Source organism: Pseudomonas sp. ANT_J28 (genome assembly GCF_008370005.1).
Taxonomy (GTDB): Bacteria; Pseudomonadota; Gammaproteobacteria; order Pseudomonadales; family Pseudomonadaceae; genus Aquipseudomonas; species Aquipseudomonas frigoris.
Genome location: NZ_VOBM01000006.1, coordinates 136,031 through 152,139, shown reverse-complemented (window position 1 = coordinate 152,139; position 16,109 = coordinate 136,031). Strand labels below are relative to the sequence as shown.

General features: G+C 58.7%; 11 protein-coding genes. 1 reads left to right on the top strand and 10 read right to left on the bottom strand.

The features are described 5' to 3' along the window. Nucleotides 1–4: 4 nt before the first annotated feature. The 10 genes from FQ187_RS05880 to yaaA form a co-directional block, all read right to left on the bottom strand. The gene (locus tag FQ187_RS05880) at nt 5–1,570 is read right to left on the bottom strand and encodes an MBOAT family protein (protein WP_149628763.1); all 1,566 of its coding nucleotides are present in this window, start codon (nt 1,568–1,570) and stop codon (nt 5–7) included. 230 nt (nt 1,571–1,800) lie between these two features. Further along, complete coding sequence (locus FQ187_RS05875; protein ID WP_149628762.1) at nt 1,801–2,925, bottom strand: mannuronate-specific alginate lyase; 1,125 nt, start codon at nt 2,923–2,925, stop codon at nt 1,801–1,803. 7 nt (nt 2,926–2,932) lie between these two features. Beyond that, nucleotides 2,933–4,381, bottom strand: coding sequence for an alginate O-acetyltransferase (locus FQ187_RS05870; RefSeq protein WP_149628761.1), 1,449 nt, complete (start codon nt 4,379–4,381; stop codon nt 2,933–2,935). Nucleotides 4,382–4,391: 10 nt separating this feature from the next. Beyond that, a complete protein-coding gene (algG, locus tag FQ187_RS05865; RefSeq protein WP_149628760.1) occupies nt 4,392–5,981 on the bottom strand; it encodes a mannuronan 5-epimerase AlgG in 1,590 nt (529 codons plus the stop codon). Nucleotides 5,982–6,007: 26 nt separating this feature from the next. Then, nucleotides 6,008–7,495 (bottom strand): alginate export family protein, encoded by a 1,488-nt coding sequence (locus tag FQ187_RS05860; protein WP_149628759.1) that lies wholly within the window; start codon nt 7,493–7,495, stop codon nt 6,008–6,010. After that, nucleotides 7,492–8,898 (bottom strand): alginate biosynthesis TPR repeat lipoprotein AlgK, encoded by a 1,407-nt coding sequence (gene algK / locus FQ187_RS05855; RefSeq protein ID WP_149628758.1) that lies wholly within the window; start codon nt 8,896–8,898, stop codon nt 7,492–7,494. Before algK ends, FQ187_RS05860 begins: the two co-directional genes overlap by 4 nt. A gap of 12 nt (nt 8,899–8,910) precedes the next feature. Further along, nucleotides 8,911–10,080: an alginate biosynthesis protein Alg44 gene (locus FQ187_RS05850; protein WP_149628757.1), complete on the bottom strand. Its 1,170-nt coding sequence runs from the start codon at nt 10,078–10,080 to the stop codon at nt 8,911–8,913. A gap of 35 nt (nt 10,081–10,115) precedes the next feature. Continuing rightward, entirely contained in the window at nt 10,116–11,597 is a 1,482-nt protein-coding gene (gene alg8, locus FQ187_RS05845; RefSeq protein WP_371925509.1) for a mannuronan synthase, read from the bottom strand. Nucleotides 11,598–11,719: 122 nt separating this feature from the next. After that, nucleotides 11,720–13,036 carry a nucleotide sugar dehydrogenase gene (locus FQ187_RS05840; RefSeq protein WP_149628755.1) on the bottom strand — a complete coding sequence of 439 codons (1,317 nt, stop codon included), beginning with the start codon at nt 13,034–13,036 and terminating at the stop codon, nt 11,720–11,722. Between the two features lie 807 nt (nt 13,037–13,843). After that, on the bottom strand, nt 13,844–14,623 hold the full coding sequence (gene yaaA / locus FQ187_RS05835; protein WP_149628754.1) for a peroxide stress protein YaaA: 780 nt from the start codon (nt 14,621–14,623) through the stop codon (nt 13,844–13,846). Nucleotides 14,624–14,803: 180 nt separating this feature from the next. Between yaaA and FQ187_RS05830 the strand changes: the two genes are divergently transcribed. Next, a complete protein-coding gene (locus FQ187_RS05830) occupies nt 14,804–15,928 on the top strand; it encodes a polysaccharide deacetylase family protein (RefSeq protein WP_149628753.1) in 1,125 nt (374 codons plus the stop codon). Nucleotides 15,929–16,109 lie beyond the last annotated feature (181 nt).

Genomic DNA, 16,109 nt, shown 5'->3' with positions numbered 1-16,109 from the left:
TCCCTCAGAACTGGAAGTAAAGGAACGGCGAGAAGCTTTGCGCCGAGAGTTTGAAAATCGAGGCGATGAACAGCACCAGTACCAGCGTGCGCATCACGTAACGAGACCAGTCCGCAGTCCAGTAGGCCGGTTGCACAGTCGCTTCAACGCCGACGGTGTAGCCAGGCTCGTGGATGCTGCCCGGGTTGTCGCCCGGTACGGCTTTGATCATTCCAGGGGTCGCGGCAGCCGGGCCATCGGCCTCGACGTTCACAACAGGCTTGGTCTTTTCAGGCGGCAGGTTGGTGTAGAAGTCACGAATGCCGAAGAACGCCAGGGTCATGTAAGCCACCACCAGAGTCGCCACTTGCAGGCCGGTGAGGCTGGCCGCGTTGAGTTCCGACAGTGACCATTCTCCGAAGCTGAACATCGCGCCGTACATACGACCGGCGACGTGCAGGTTTTCCGAGCGGAAGATCACCCAGCCCATGACCACGAGCAGGAAGGTCAGCGCCCAGCGGATCGGGTTGATGCTGCGCGGCGAGGTGTTCAGGCCGAGGGCTTTTTCGATCGCCAGCCACATGCCGTGCCAGGCGCCCCAGACGATGTACGTGATGTTCGCGCCGTGCCACAGACCACCGAGCAGCATGGTCAGGAACAGGTTGCGGTAGGTCATCAGCGTACCTTTACGGTTACCGCCCAGCGTGATGTACAGGTAGTCACGCAACCAGGTGGACAGGCTGATGTGCCAGCGACGCCAGAACTCGGTGATCGACTGACTGATGTACGGCTGTTTGAAGTTTTCCATGAAGCGGAAACCCATCATCAAGCCCAGACCGATGGCCATGTCGCTGTAACCGGAGAAGTCGAAATACAGCTGCGCGGTGTAGGCCAGCGCGCCGAGCCAGGCATCGCCCGTGGTCGGGTTCTGCAAGGCGAAGCAATGGTCGGCCACGACCGCCAGGGTGTCGGCGATGAAGACCTTCTTGATGAAGCCCTGCATGAATCGCGTCGCACCTTCGGAGAACTTGTCGAGGGTGTGGGTGCGGTTGTTGAACTGGTCGGCGAGATCGCGGAAGCGCAACACCGGACCGGCGATCAGGTGCGGGAAGATCGCCACGAAAGCGGCAAAGTCGATCAGGTTGCGGGTCGCCGGCGTGTCACCACGGTAGACGTCGATGATGTAGCTGATGGACTCGAAGATGTAGAACGAGATCCCGATCGGCAATAGCACGTGGGTCAGGATGAACGGCGACAGACCGACGGAGGTCATCATCGCGTTGATGCTGTCGACGCCGAAGTTGGCGTACTTGAAGTAGCCGAGAATGCACAGGTCTACGGCCACGCCCAGGAGCAACCAGCGTTGTGCCGGTTTGGTCCGAACGCCTGCGGCACCGACTTTGAGGCCGATCCAGTAGTTCCACAGGGTGACGGCTGCGAACAGCGCAAGGAAGTCCACACGCCACCAGGCATAGAACACGTAGCTGGCGATCAGCAGCAGCAGGTTGCGATAGCGTATTCCGCTTAAGTAGTACATGCCGAGAAAGATCGGCAGGAACAAAAACAGGAACACGTTGGATGAAAATACCATCCCGGTCTCTCCATGTTTAACCAACAGTCAAGGGCCAACGGCCCCCCCTAACCCCCCACCGAAAACCGGGGGACACATCACACAAAATTCATGTCTTGCACTGACCCTGTGGGAGCGGGCTTGCTCGCGAAAGCGGTGTGTCAGTCGACAACAATGTTGAATGTCAGACCGCATTCGCGAGCAAGTCGAATCGTCGCGCCGCCGCTCCCACAGGGGTTTTGCGTTTGGCTCTAGGAGCCTTTTTTGCCCTTCTCATTCGCCGGGTCGTAGACCTTGGTCAGGTCACCCCCGAGGCGGAAGGTCTTGAACGGCTGCATCTCATGCTTTTTCTCAAGCACATCCGGCGAGCAGGTGTAGAGCGAGCAGAACGGTTCGAGCCAGGCGAATTTAGAGTCGATTTTCAAGTCGGTCATGTCCTGTTCCTTCCCGTTCTTGTTCTCGAATTCTTCCGGGTCTTTGACACCCGCGAGCACTCGATCACCCAGACGTTTCAATGCGCCGTTGTTTTCCTGACGCAAGTCCACACCGTTGACCTGAGCGAAACTGGCGATCATCGCGAGCGGCGGCAGGGCGTAGTTGTGATAGGCGAGGGCGCGTTGCTGGCGCTTGAGTTCGTTGGGCAGGAAACCCTGGGCGTCGATTTGATTTGCGCCGACCTTGAATTCCTTCACCGACCAGTCGAACAGGTCGCGGCGGTTGGTGGCGATGGACGTTGCCATCACTGACCAGGCGGCCCAGTACGAATGGTTGTTGGTTTGTTCCAGCGGCAAGTTGTCCCAGTCGCTGACCACCTGATCGGCCATTTTGTTGAACCAGGCTTCAATCAACTGCGACTCTTGCTGGTGGTTCGCCAACGGATGCGAGTCGGAGAACTTCAGGCGGATATAGGACGACGCCATGCTGCCCAGCGCCCATTTGCGCATGGACTTGCCGGTGTGGTTGAAGTCCTTGGACATTAACGCATCGGCCTTGGCCCAGGCGGTCAACCAGTTCAGCGTGCACTCGAGTTGTTCCGGACGACCGTCACGCATGAACTGCATCACGCGCTTGCTGGTGCCGCGTTCCAGTTTGGTGATGTCGGCGGTGCTGTCGCGGAAGGCTTTCTCCGATGCCTCGTTCAGTGTCGAACGGGCCTTGTCGGAGCCTTCGTATTTGCTGCGAAATTGCAGCGAGCCGGTGTATGGCGTCGGCATCGCATCGCAGCCTTCGCTCTTGTCGCCGGTTTTGATTTTTTCAATCGGCGCGAAGTAACCCTGGGGTGGACGCAGGGGCGCGGCTGCCTGGGTGGCGCCAGCGAACATCGCCAGAGTCAGCAGGGAGGGCGCGAGTAACTTTTTCAAAATGCGGGTTTGCATAGTTGCCTCATTGCCCGGTCTGAGCGGTACGCTGCCCAGCGCCAGGGAACACGTTGCGTTTGCAGATTTTCGCTTCGACTTTCTGTGGCGCGGCACCTGCTTCGGGGCCCTGGACTTCGACGGCCAGCAGATTCTGCGAGGCCCAGTCATCGTCCGTGCGCAACTCAAAGGCGAAACGCCCGTCGGTATCGGAGGTTTCCGGTTTCTCGATCTTGATGTCCTCGTGGCGACCGTTCATGTACCAGAGGGTGGCTTGCAGGGTTTTCACCGACGGATCGGCGAAGCGGATATCAACCTGGTGGCTGCTGTTTTGCAGATTCAGGTTCTTGCTATTGACCATCAATTCGTTCTTGCCCGGTTTCAACGTGGTGCTGCCAGTCATCTGTGCATCCTTTCCTTCGCAACCGTTGTCCAGCAGCGCCATCATCTGGCGGTAGATGGTTTCCTGGTCGAGGCGATAGAGCGGCGAGAATTCCCAGATCAGAATCTTCGGCGGCTTGGTCTGGAACTCTTCGCTGCCCAGGTACTGCAGCATCGAACCTTCCAGGCCACCGCCGGGGAACGCCACGTTGAGGATGTCGGCGCCGATGGCCTCTTCGAGGAAACCGGCGAAGTTGTAGTTCTTGCCACTGTGGCTGGTGCCGACCAAGGTGACTTCCGGATTACCGGAATCACTGAACAGATCGCCATCAGCTGCTTCGCCTTTCGGCTCGGTGGTGAACTGATCCATGTACTGGATCGCGTAGCTGGTGCCACAGAGTTGACCAGCCATGTTGTGTAACGTTCCGGTCTTGCCCATACGACCCGACTTATGGCTCTCGAATTCGCGTTTCGGCACGTCGGCAAAGGCCGGCATTTTCTTGATTTGCTCACCGACGATTTTCGCCGTGCGCTGGGCGCCATACGGCGTCCAGTGTTGGTCGCCCTGGAAGTAGAAATCGTGGGCCGGCAGGGTGTCAGGCAGCGACTCGTTGGTCAGCGGCGACAGGTCCGGCACGGTGTAGCCCATGGCGGCGAAACGCCCGAGCATGGTCTTGTAGTTCTTCAGGGCCTTGTCGAAATCGTACTTGGCCTTGTCTTCCGGGTTGAGCTTGTTGCGGTTCACCAAGCCACGGGTCGGCTGGTAAACGATGACCAGTTCAATGCCTTTGCTCTTGAACGCATCGTGCAGTTCTTTCATGCGTTTGTAGCCGGCGGGTGAGGTGTCGAACTCGGTGCGCAAGTCTTCTTGCGTACGGAACAGCCAATCGCCCTGAGCCTGCACCAGCGTGGTGAAGTTCTGCTGGTAACGCGTGGTGTAGTTCTTCGGGTCGTTGGCTGCCGGACACAGGCTGCAGCACGGCTCGGCGCTGAAGGCAGGTGCTTTGGCTTCATCGGCACGAGCGCCGGCGCTGGCCGCGAAAATGCCGACGGTCAGAGCCGACAGGCTGAGTAATTTGATCAAGTGTGGGTGCATAAAGTTATCCTCAGTCCCGCATTTCGGTCTGGCGTTCGACAGGGTCGATCAGCACGGCTTTCTGCTGGCGCACCAGCAGGTCGAGAATTTCATCCTGGCGCTCGCCGAGAATCCCCGAGAAGCTGATGCCGCTGGATTTGGTCGGTGCGAGCATGGACACGCGATACAACTCCACGCTCAGCGGCGAGTCGATGGACAGTGGTCCGCTGCCGTTGCCGGCCAGTTCGCCGCCGACCACGATCAGGGACACCTGGGCATCGAACGGGTCGAGCTTGATGTCACGGTCCGTGTCGCTCAGGTCCTTGATGTGTCCGTAGACACCCGTCAGGCCGTTGGCCATGGACAGGTTTTCGTAGAGGCGGATGTTCACGCTGTTACGAATCCGGATGCCGTGACGACGGTTGCTGATCACCTTGTTGCCCCACAGCATGTTGTCGCCACTCTCGTAGAGGGTGATGCCGTCGGTGTGGTTCTTGTAGATCTCGTTGTAGGCGATCAGGTTGTTGACGCTGTTACGGTCGATCACCAGGCCCGACAACTTGTTGTCGTAGCTGCGGTTGTTGAAGATGAAGCTGTCGTTCACTTCACGGGAAATAATGATCCCGTGCTTCTTCTTGGTCCCGAACACCGTGTTGTCGGCAATGATCAGACCGTGGGAACGGTCATGCGGGTCAATGCCGTAGACGATGTTGTCTTTGTAGGTGTTGCCCTTGACCACAAAGTCACGGGTTTCGTAGCAGTAGAAGCCGTACCACATGTCCGAGAACTCGGAGCCGACGATCCAGCCGGTCGGTTCAGGGCGCTTGAGCACCTTGGCCATGTTCGGCGTGTACTGGGAAATACTCACGCCGTAAGACTTACTGTTGGCGTAGCCGAAACTGGCGATTTTGCTGTTGGCGATGTAGGTCTCGGTGCCACCCCAGGACAGCAGGAACGGACGGAATTCTTTGGGCGACTTGAAGGCCGCCGGGCCGTTTGCCTTCTCGCTCCAGCCAGTGATTTTGGTATCACGCACAAACAGCTGACCGTCGTTGACCAAGAACGAACCGGCCTCTTGGGACAGGCGCAGTTCCTGGGTCTGCTTGTCGATTTCCAGAATGCCGTGTCTACCGACCACGATCGGCAACTTCGCCAGGAACACACCCGGCGAGGTTTCACTGAAGTACTGCTTGGGCAACTTCTTGGCCAGATCCTTGAGGTTCATGTAGCCGTCGTCGACGAAGATGGCCTGCGGGATGCCGTGCTGACGCACCACCCATTCAGACATCTTGTTGTCGCCGCCGATGAAGTCCTTCAGCGCGTCTTCCTGCATCATCCGGCGCACGCTGATTTTGCCGGCCTTGTTGCGCACGATTTTCGCGGCGATGGCTTCGGCGGTGTAGCCGGAGGTGTCCGGCAGTTTCGGCTTGGCCAACTCCAGCGGCGCGGTCGGTGCGCTGCTGACGGTGTAGGTCTTGGCCTGTTGCAATCCCTTGGCAATGGTCGCCGGCTGGCCTTTGTGAACAGGCGAGGCCGGCTCCACAGTGGCGAAGACTGCCGTGCTGGCCAGCAACATCGCGCCGGCCAGCAAGGTTATCGAGCCTCTCTTCGGACTGTTCATGTCAGGAACTCCCTTAGCGGTTCGCATCAGAAGCGCCAGATCACGTCGACAAACGCGCGGTGCATGTACGAGTCGACGCCTTTGCCATACGCATCGCCGGGCTTGAATACACCGCCACGCAACCGCACCAGGGCCGAAGGTTCATCGATCGATTGGCTCAAGGAGGCGGGCAACAGGCCTTGCTTGAAGTACTTGGTGACGACCACGTCCATTTCCTGGCCGAGGTCTTTGTTGCCATCGTTTAGCGGCAGGGACGTGCTGGAAAGAATCGCGCCGGTCGCGTCGTCGGTGTTGTTCTCGACGGCGTTGATGCCGTTGCTGCCGACCGGCTTGTTGCCGTCGACGCGCCAGAATTTGTGGTAGATCACACTGGCGTCGTATTCGTCGTTAAGCATCCACGAACCGAACAATGTAGCGCTCTGAATGTTGCTCGTTTCGCCACGGAAGGCTTCGCCGAAACGGTGAACCCGCGAGCGAGTACCGGTGTAGTTCGAGCGGTTGCTTTGCAGGCCGTTCTGTTCGTAATCGGCACTGGCACGGGCATAGGCTGCACCGACTTGCCATTGCGGATCGAGGCGCAGACGCACGCCCAGGTCAGTGGCCCAGCCATCAACATTGCCACTGGTTGTGGCTTGTGCCGGTGCGGTGCCATCGGCGTTGAGCGGGTTGACCTTGTCGCGGTCGCCGCTCATGCCAGTGACGCTGCCCCAGTAATTGACGGTGTTGGTGTTGCGCCAGTTATAGGCATCGCTGTCGGCGGTAAGGCCGATCCAGCTGATGTCGCCGTTCTGCTTCTTGTCCAGAGAATCGGCGGGAACACCTGGCTGCGCGGTATCGAGCTTGCCGTCATCGTGAGTGTGGTGACCACGAATGCCGACCCAGTTGCCCGGGGTCCACTGATACGCCGCATCCGCGTAAGCGTGCAGGCGATCCTTGTCCTTGGGCGCGAGCTCTGTGAGGTCGGTGCGGTACTCGCTGAAACGCTCGGCAACACCGGCGTTGGCGCGCAACAGGGTGGTGTCGAAGGTCCAGTTCAGTGCTTCGATGTTGGTGTCGCGCCATTGACCATCGTCATTGCGCAGACGCTGGCGACCGAGTTTGAGCATCTCGCCGGGGTAGGGCGTAAGGCCGCTGTAACCGACCCAGAACTCACGCATCGCCAGGTAGTTTTTCTTGCTCTTGCGACCACCGCTGTCGGTGCTCTGGGTGCCGCTGCTGTCGGACTGTTGCAGGGTGTCCGTCTCGATGATGTCGGTGGCCGTCACGGCCTGACCCATGGCGTAGCCGCTCCACGCGCCGCTCTCGCCGTAGATCCATGGACGCAGGTCGAGGCCGACGCCATTGACGTCGCCGCCTTTCGCCGTACCGAGGTCAGTGTCGTCTTCGGACTGGGCGGTGACTTTCACGTCCAGGCCGTAGTTCTTGCTTTCAGTCAGGGCCGCCAGGGTCGGGCACGACCACAAGAGGGCGAACGACAGGCCGATACCGGCCTTCACAAATGGATTCAACTTCATAGGGATTCCTCGCCGTCTTCTTCTTCCAGGGCATGCAGTTCCAGCGTGTTCTGACTCAAGGCACCACGAACGGCCTGTTCTTGTTTCAACAGGCGTTGGGCCTCGGCGAGCTGGGCAGGCGGCAATTGGGTTTCGAGTGTTTGCGCAAGCTCGGTGGCTTGCGGGGTGTTCTGGGCCTTGGCCAATTGGCTGAAGACATAAGCGTTAAGCGGGTCGGGCCGGGTGCCCTTGCCTTGGGAGAACAGTTGGGCAATGGCGAAGTCGGCGCTGTTCTGGCCGTTACGCGCAGCCTTGAGCAGGTGGTCCAGCGCTTTTTGCGGATAGACCTTGCCCAGGTAACCGCGACGGTAGATCTGGCCGAGGTAGTAATCGGCGGCCACTTCTCTGTCGACGGCTTTCTTGAAGTGTTCTTCGGCGACCTTCGCGTCAACCGGTACCATTTTGCCTTCGTAGTAGAGCTTGCCCAGCAACAGCTCGGCGCGCGGCTGGTCGGCGGCGCGGCCGTTGTCCAGGTACTTCATCATCGTGTCGACGTCACCCAGTTCCGGGAAGTCGTAGAGCAGTTGCGCCAGGCTGACCCAGGAAGCGGGGTAGCCGGGTGCGATGCCTTCGAGCAGCGACTGGGCGGTTTTCTCGTCGGTCTTGCCCAGGGATGCATCGCCCAATACGCGGGCCACGCTGTCCACCCGTTGGGCGGAAACAGCGCCGCGAGCCTGGGCGGCTTGCATTTGCTTGATCAGCTCGGCCTGTTTCTCTGGCTGGGCTTTTTTCTGGTAGACCGTGGCCAGTTCGACGTAGCAGATGTCGGTGGTGTTCAACGCGGCTTTGCAGATCGTTTCCACTTCGTCCAGATGCTGGTCGTAAGTGCCCTGGGTGCGATAGAGCAGCACTTGGGCCAGGCCTGCTTCCGGCTTGCCTTCGGCACGCCATTTACTGATCTGCTGTTGCGCGTTGACGTTCGGGAAACTGTGCGGGTATTGCAGGTACAGCATTGCCAGCGGGATCAGGGTGTTGCCTTCGCCTGCGGCACTGGCTTTCTTCAACAGGCCTTCGGCTTCGTGCTGTTCGGCTTCGGTGGAGCCGGGTTTGGCCACCAGCAGACGACCCAGGCGAGCCTGAGCCCGCGGCGAAACGCTGGCCGCGGCGCGATAAGTCGCCTCGGCTTTCTTGATCTGCGCCGGGTCATGGCTGTCGACCTGGATATCGGCAAGGCCAACCTGTGCTTCGCTGTAGCCCAGGTCTGCCAGTTGCTGGTAATTCTGCGCCGCCAGCGTGGTATCACCGCGCTTGAGGGCTTCGTTGGCCAGACGCTGGTCGGGCAGGCCGGCGCATCCGGCCAGGGCAATTGCCATGGCCAGAGTCAGCGGGACTGGCAGGATTCTGAGTGGGCTAGTCACGGGCATGTCCTCTTGTTTTTAACGACCGGCGGCCATGGCTTTGTCGATCAGCCAGTTCAGGTTCGGACCACGGGTGGCGTTGACTTCAACCGGGCGACCGGCGAATTTGCTGTCCAGCGGCTCGTCAGGCTTGATCAGCACGCGGATGTCGGACGACAGGTCGGCGCTTTTCAGGCTGGTGCTGCTGATGATCGTGCCGGAGCGGGTTTTGTCTTCGCCGGCGATCTGGAAGCTGACCGAGCTGCCTGGCAGCACGTCGCCGAACTGGCGATAGGAGAAGCGCGCTTCAACGTTGGCTTCGCTGTTACGCGGCACCAGTTGGAAGATCACGTCGCCCTTGCTGGCGTACTGACCGTTGGCGACCATTTGCTGCGCTACGGTGCAATCACACGGCGACGTCAGGGTGCCGGTCATTTGCTTGCCGAACAGTTCTTCAACCTTGGCCGGTTGTAATTGATTGTCGTCAAGATGGCCCTTGAGTACGTCGAGCATGCTGGTGCTGAACGTCGCCAGCGGGGCGCCTTTGGCCGCAACGCCGTCGGTTTTGATCAGGCTCTGCACCGTGCCGTCGCGCGGCATGGTGATGTTCATGCCCGCTACGCTGACCAGACCGGCCTGGGCGTGGCTGACGAAGTACATGCCGTACACCGACTTGAAAATGAAGCCGAATGCCGTCAGGCCGACGAGGAAAATCGCGAAGCTGAAGGTCACTGCACGCAGACGACCGAACGCGGTCATGCCGTGGCCGCCATCCTTGACCTTGCGCGCCTTGGTGAAGTTGTCGCGCTGCAGGGTTGCCAGCACTTCACCCATGCTGACAATGTCGCCGGCCAGGTGCGAGGTGATCAGGTGGCGCAGGGTGGAAATGTCCTGAGATTCGAGGTTCTGGAACTGGCAACCGGTACGGCCGGTTTCGCGGTCGTGGGAGCGGACCAGTAACTCGACGTCCATGGCCAGGCCAAGGTTATCGATGACGAACTGCAGGCGCGCCTTGTACACGTCGCCGATCTTCAGTGGCAACTGACCGGCGTTGAAGGCCAGACCGCCAGCGGAGAGGTCGAGGACCCGAGCTTCTACCGGGGTCCGGTCAGGACCGTAGAAGCGCAGCTTGGCCGGGATTTTCACTCGGGCGTGCTGGCGCTGGGCTTCTGATTCATGCACTACGTTGGCGTTGACGGCGGTATTCATATGGACGATTTCCTAGTTAATTCAGGCGAGTTCGGTCAGACCATCATCAGCAGCACAGCAACAAAGATGCTGCCGGCGGAGAAGGTCATGGTCCGAGACGACCAAGTGTTGAACCAACCTTGAAAGCTGGCGAGATCACGGGTCAGGGAAGTGGGCTGGCGAGTCCAGGACTGTTGGTCGAGGCGGAAGAACACGTAGATCTTCACCAGCGCGCCGACGATCTGGTTGTAATAGAGAATCGCTGGGTAGGCCGGGCCGATCGTGTGACCGGACAAAGACAGCAGCACGGTCAGGATCAGTCGGGTAATGCCGATCCACAGCAGGTAAACCAGGATGAACGCGGCGCCGTATTTGAAGGTGGCGATGAGCGCGACGGTCAGGCCCAGCAGCGACGTCCACATCGACACACGTTGGTCGAACAGCACCACCGAAGTGAACAGGCCGAGACGTTTCATCCCCAGGCCCAAGGCGCGGGAGTTCTGCCGCAGGTTGTTGCCGTACCAGCGGAACATCAGTTTGCGACTGGCCTTGATGAAGCTTTTTTCCGGCGGGTGTTCCACGGTGTGAATGGCGGCGTCTGGCACATAAAACGTGTCGTAGCCCAGGCGCATCAAGCTGAACCAGCTCGACTTGTCATCACCGGTGAGGAACTTGAAGCGACCCAGGCGCCAGTGTTGCAGCGAGTCGCTTTCCACGTCGGCTATGAAGTCCGGGTTGGTCACCACAGTGGCGCGGAATACCGACATCCGCCCGGTCATGGTCAGCACGCGCTTGGACAGGGCCATAGAGCACATGTTGATGTGGCGCTGGGCGAAGCGCAGTTTGTGCCACTCGCTCATGATGTAGCCGCCGCGCACTTCGCAGAACTCGTTGGTGGTCAGGCCGCCGACATTGCCGAACAGCTGGAACCACGGCACGGTCTTGAGCACGACGCCTTCGGCGAGCACGGTGTCGCCATCGATCACTGCAACCACGGCGCGGTCGTCCGGCAGGTGGCGGGAGATGGCGCGAAAACCGTAAGCCAGGCCATCGCGCTTGCCGGTGCCGGGAATGCGCACGAAGTCGAGCTTGACGCGAGCCGGTGGATTCATTTTGGTCCAAAGGCTTTTCACCAGCTTCTCATCGGACATTTCCACGATGGAGCAGACCATGGTGGTCGGCAGTCCGCAGTCGATCGCTTCGCGAATCACCGAGGCGTAGACCTGGGCGGTGGTCAGCGCGTCGATACGAAAACTGGTGACCATCAGAAACACATGGGACGGGTCTGCCGCTTTACCCAGCTTGCGCACTTTGCGCCGCAGGTGCGGGTAGACCACGTACAGAAACAGCATGCCGCGCAGAAAGTGCGTGGCACCCATCGAGTAGCGCCAGATACCGACGATACCGATCAGGAAGATGAAGTCCTTCGACTCGGAGTCGAACGTGGACGCAGGCAACGCCATGGCAATGCCCATCAAAATACTTAAGTAAAACAGCCAACCGGCGACCTGAAGTAGGCCGTGCTTTAGCCTGTGCATAATCTGCATCCGTCTCTATCTCGGGCGAGCCTGTGGGGTGGCCCGATGGGGTTAAGGCAGGCGAAAAAGCCGGGAGGGTTTGCTGACGATATGAGCGCCGAAAACCCTCCCGATGCCGCTTGTTACCAGCAGATGCCTTCAGTCCGGCCACTCACGCTGGTGGCTTGGGACATGAAACCGACCAGGTCGATCACTTGCTTGCCGTGTGGAGCGTTCTGCGCCAGGGCGCGGAACTTCTCGTCACGGTTGCCAAGGATGATCACGTCGGAGTTGTTGATCACGTCGTCGAAATCGGCGTTGAGCAAGGACGAGACGTGAGGGATCTTCGACTCGATGTAATCCTTGTTCGCACCGTGGACACGGGCGTATTCGACGTTGGTGTCGTAGATGCTCAGGTCGTAGCCCTTGCCGATCAGCATTTCCGCCAGATCAACCAGCGGGCTTTCGCGCAGATCGTCAGTACCGGCCTTGAAGCTCAGACCCAGCAGGGCGACTTTGCGTTTGCCGTGGCTGGTGACGATGTCGAAGGCGTTCTGCACCTGGGACTCGTTACTGCGCATCAGCGAGTTGAGCAGTGGTGCTTCCACGTCCAGGGAACCGGCGCGGTAGGTCAGGGCGCGAACGTCCTTCGGCAGGCAGGAACCGCCGAACGCGAAACCAGGGCGCATGTAGTACTGGGACAGGTTCAGCGTCTTGTCCTGGCAGACCACTTCCATCACTTCGCGACCATCGACGCCGACGGCCTTGGCGATGTTGCCGATCTCGTTGGCGAAGGTCACCTTGGTGGCGTGCCACACGTTGCAGGTGTACTTGATCATCTCGGCCACGGCGATGTCCTTTCGGATGATCGGAGCGTCGAGTTCTTCGTACAGCGATTGCAGAACGTCGCCGCTCGCCTTGTCGAACTCGCCGATGACCGTCATTGGCGGCAGGTCGTAATCGGCGATCGCGGTGCTTTCACGCAGGAACTCAGGGTTCACTGCAACGCCGAAGTCGACGCCGGCTTTCTTGCCGGAGCAGTCTTCGAGGATCGGGATCACTACGTTTGCCACAGTGCCTGGCAGTACGGTGCTGCGAACCACGATGGTGTGACGGGTGGTCTTGTCACGCAGGACAAAACCGATCTCGCGGCACACGGCTTCGATGTAGTTCAGTTCCAGGTCGCCGTTCTTCTTGCTCGGCGTGCCGACGCAGATCATCGACAGGTCGGTGTCACGAATCGCCTCGGCGAAGTTGGTCGTGCCGCGCAATTTGCCCGTCTCGATACCCTTCTGCAGAAGCTCGCCCAGACCCGGTTCAACGATCGGCGATTTACCGGCGTTGATCATATCGATTTTGTCTTTGGCAACATCGACGCCAACGACGTCATGGCCCCGTGCAGACAGGCAACCGGCACATACTGCGCCGACGTAACCCAAACCAAATATGCTGATGCGCATCGCAATTACCTCTGTGTTTATCAAGCCATTACATGGCCGGAGTTAATGGTGTTCAGCGGTGGTAGTGCACTCGGAAGTGCGCCTTAAAGGCGCCACAATGCCGCGTGCAGGCATATAAGTTCCGAGTGTCTAAATAAGTTCACTCAAAAGGTGCGCAACTAGGCTTTTATTGTTATGGCGTGCCCTGTTATGCAACAGATCTTCTAATCAGAAGACATTCGTGCAAAGGTCTTGCGCGCTCAATGCCAGGCAGAAGCCCGTAAATCAAGCGGTTGGGTGCTCAGGTGAGCACGTTTATAGGGGCGCAGCCTTGGCCTTGTAGGGGATATTTGTGATGCTTAATCTCCTGTCCTTCATGTGTTGCCCAAATCAGGGACCCGTTCGCAGAAGTTAATGTGACAACTTTGCTACGTGAATCTCTTATCTGCGTAAGTTATCTCGTACAAGCTCAGAGAGAATGGTTACCGGTGGTATGAGCGACGCATTTGGACATAGTTCCTGTCCACCCATCGCGAATTCTGAAATTTCTTGAAATATTGAAAAAGATGGCACTGCCTTCATAATGATATCAACGCCTGTTTCGCCCTTGATATATAAGGGTATTGTCGGATTAGATAGTTATGTGCCACTACTGATAAAAAATTTCAGTGCCACTACTGAAAAAATTCAACAAAGTCGAGTGAAACTAAAGTTAGAAAATCGAGTGATTGATTCTTGGCGTCAGTAATGTGACGAATGAGGTGGGGAATTGTTGGACGATTGGACGTGGCGCACGACCCTTTAATGAGGCGTGCGCCAACCAGGAGTTTACTCGGGTGCGTAATTGCGCAGGAACACTAGATTGTCTGGTTTAGACTGCTCGGCGCTGTAGCGATAACCTTGTACGTCGAACTGCTTGAGGGCTTGCGGGTCGTTGATGCGCTCTTCAATGACGAAGCGACTCATCATGCCGCGGGCCTTTTTCGCGTAGAAGCTGATGATCTTGTACTGGCCGTTCTTCAGGTCCTTGAATTCGGTATTGATGATGCGCGCGTTCAGGGCGTTGCGTTTGACCGCCGAGAAGTACTCGTTGGAGGCCAGGTTCAGCAGCACGTCATCGCCTTGATCGGCCAGGGCTTCGTTCAACCATTCGCTGATCCGTGTGCCCCAGAAGGCATACAAGTCCTTGCCACGGGCATTCGCCAGTTTGGTGCCCATCTCCAGTCGATACGGCTGCATCAGGTCCAGTGGGCGCAGCAGGCCGTACAGACCGGACAACATGCGCAAGTGCTGCTGGGCGTAATCGAAATCGGCCTCGCTGAAGGTTTGAGCATTCAACTCGGTGTAGACGTCGCCCTTGAAGGCGAGCAGTGCCTGTTTGGCGTTTTTCGGAGTGAACGCGGGCGTCCAGCTGCCGAAACGCGCGGCGTTGAGCCCGCCGATCTTGTCGGAGACGTGCATCAACTCGCTGATCTGCGCAGGGGCCAGCTCGCGCAATTGCAGGATCAGCTCCTGGGAATGGTCGAGGTATTGTGGCTGGGTGAAGCGCTGGGTCGCCGGCGGTGTTTCGTAATCGAGGGTCTTGGCGGGGGAAATCACCATCAGCATGAAGTCGTCTCCTTTAATCGTGGGGGCGATTCTAGGGGGTTGGCCTTGTTGACTCCAGCTATCAAGTCCATAGGTGATGATCGGCGCCTATCCGCGATCCCATAGGAGTTCGGCGGTGCTGCGGGAATGTGGCGGCGATCAGCTATAGTGCCGCGCGGGTTTTGTTATGGAGACATCCCATTGCGTATCGTTTTTCTATTCTCGGCCTGGGTGTTGAGCTTCGGTGCCATGGCGGCGCCGGGCGATGTGGCGACGCTTGATCGCAGCACCTGGCCTGAACAGCTCAACAGCCCGACCCTGTTTGATGTGGCGTCACGAGCCGAGATACTCATGTTCGCTCACGTCCTGTTGGCCAGCGAATCCCTGGACGAAGTGAGCCTGGCCCAGCGCCTGGGGTTGCGCACGGTCAATCTGGAATCGATCAACAATCTGCGCCAGCGCCTGTGGCAGCGGCTGCTGACCAACTACAACTACGCCCAGCAAAGCTGCGATCAGGATGCTTCCTTCTGTTTCCTGGTCGAGGACATGGACACCCTGCGCCAGCAAGCCGCCAAGTTTCAGGTCAGCGATGAGAGCTACTACATAAAGTGGGCCGAGCCGAGCCGACTGTTCCACGCCCAGTACCTGGACGAGCAATTGCGCAAGGCAGCGCTGTTTCCGCAAACCAGCAGCGAAGTCGATCGTTTTGGCGACTATGAGCGCAACGGCGATCAGATGCATGACCGGCTGTTTTTGCTGACCTTCGACAGTGCCGCCAATACCGCGCCGGATAACACCGCCTGGGCCACGGAATACCTGCGCAAATCGAACATGAGTGGCACGTTCTTCGTCCTCGGCAAGGACATCCAGGCCCGTCTGGCCGATCGTTCGGTAGCCAGCCTGCAAGCGACGTACTCGAAGCAGTGCATTGGCGCGCAAGGCTGGGAGTTTCGCTCCCACAGCCACTGGCAGGACTGGCAGGACTCGGTGCGACGCAGCGTCGAACTGGTCAAAAGCAAACTGCCCGAGAACTACGTGCCATTGTTTCGGCCGCCCGATGGGCAGCGTCGCTCGGATGCCGAAGGCTTCTTCAACACTCAGGGTTTGCAGGTGGCCCTGTGGGACATCGATGCCCAGGACGGCGCCGGCAAACTCAAGGGCAACCCGAGCGCACAACGGGTATTGACCCTGATGCTGTTGTGGCGCCACGGGGTGATCAATTTCAACGTGAAGCAGGATGCGCTGAAAACGGCGATGCCCTGGCTCATCACGCAAACGGCGCAAAGCGGAATCGGCTGGGAAGACTGTCAGGACGCGTTTCGCTGAAAACGGCGAAAGGCCGTAAACATTGGGCGGTGGTCGATTTTTGGCGAGAATTCGGTGCAGGCGGACTTCCGACTTTAACGGGGTGATGGCAATCCGCCTAGTGCTATTGGTCACTCTGAAAAATAAACTTCAAAAAAACGTCAAAGTACTTTTTTCTGTCACAGGTTTTGGAGTATTACGA

Bases quoted from the DNA above. Each gene is read 5' to 3' on its own strand.
- FQ187_RS05840 (WP_149628755.1), bottom strand. From the start codon at position 13,036: ATGCGCATCAGCATATTTGGTTTGGGTTACGTCGGCGCAGTATGTGCC.
- alg8 (WP_371925509.1), bottom strand. From the start codon at position 11,597: ATGCACAGGCTAAAGCACGGCCTACTTCAGGTCGCCGGTTGGCTGTTT.
- algG (WP_149628760.1), bottom strand. From the start codon at position 5,981: ATGAACAGTCCGAAGAGAGGCTCGATAACCTTGCTGGCCGGCGCGATG.
- FQ187_RS05870 (WP_149628761.1), bottom strand. From the start codon at position 4,381: ATGCACCCACACTTGATCAAATTACTCAGCCTGTCGGCTCTGACCGTC.
- yaaA (WP_149628754.1), bottom strand. From the start codon at position 14,623: ATGCTGATGGTGATTTCCCCCGCCAAGACCCTCGATTACGAAACACCG.
- FQ187_RS05850 (WP_149628757.1), bottom strand. From the start codon at position 10,080: ATGAATACCGCCGTCAACGCCAACGTAGTGCATGAATCAGAAGCCCAG.
- FQ187_RS05860 (WP_149628759.1), bottom strand. From the start codon at position 7,495: ATGAAGTTGAATCCATTTGTGAAGGCCGGTATCGGCCTGTCGTTCGCC.
- algK (WP_149628758.1), bottom strand. From the start codon at position 8,898: ATGCCCGTGACTAGCCCACTCAGAATCCTGCCAGTCCCGCTGACTCTG.
- FQ187_RS05880 (WP_149628763.1), bottom strand. From the start codon at position 1,570: ATGGTATTTTCATCCAACGTGTTCCTGTTTTTGTTCCTGCCGATCTTT.
- FQ187_RS05875 (WP_149628762.1), bottom strand. From the start codon at position 2,925: ATGCAAACCCGCATTTTGAAAAAGTTACTCGCGCCCTCCCTGCTGACT.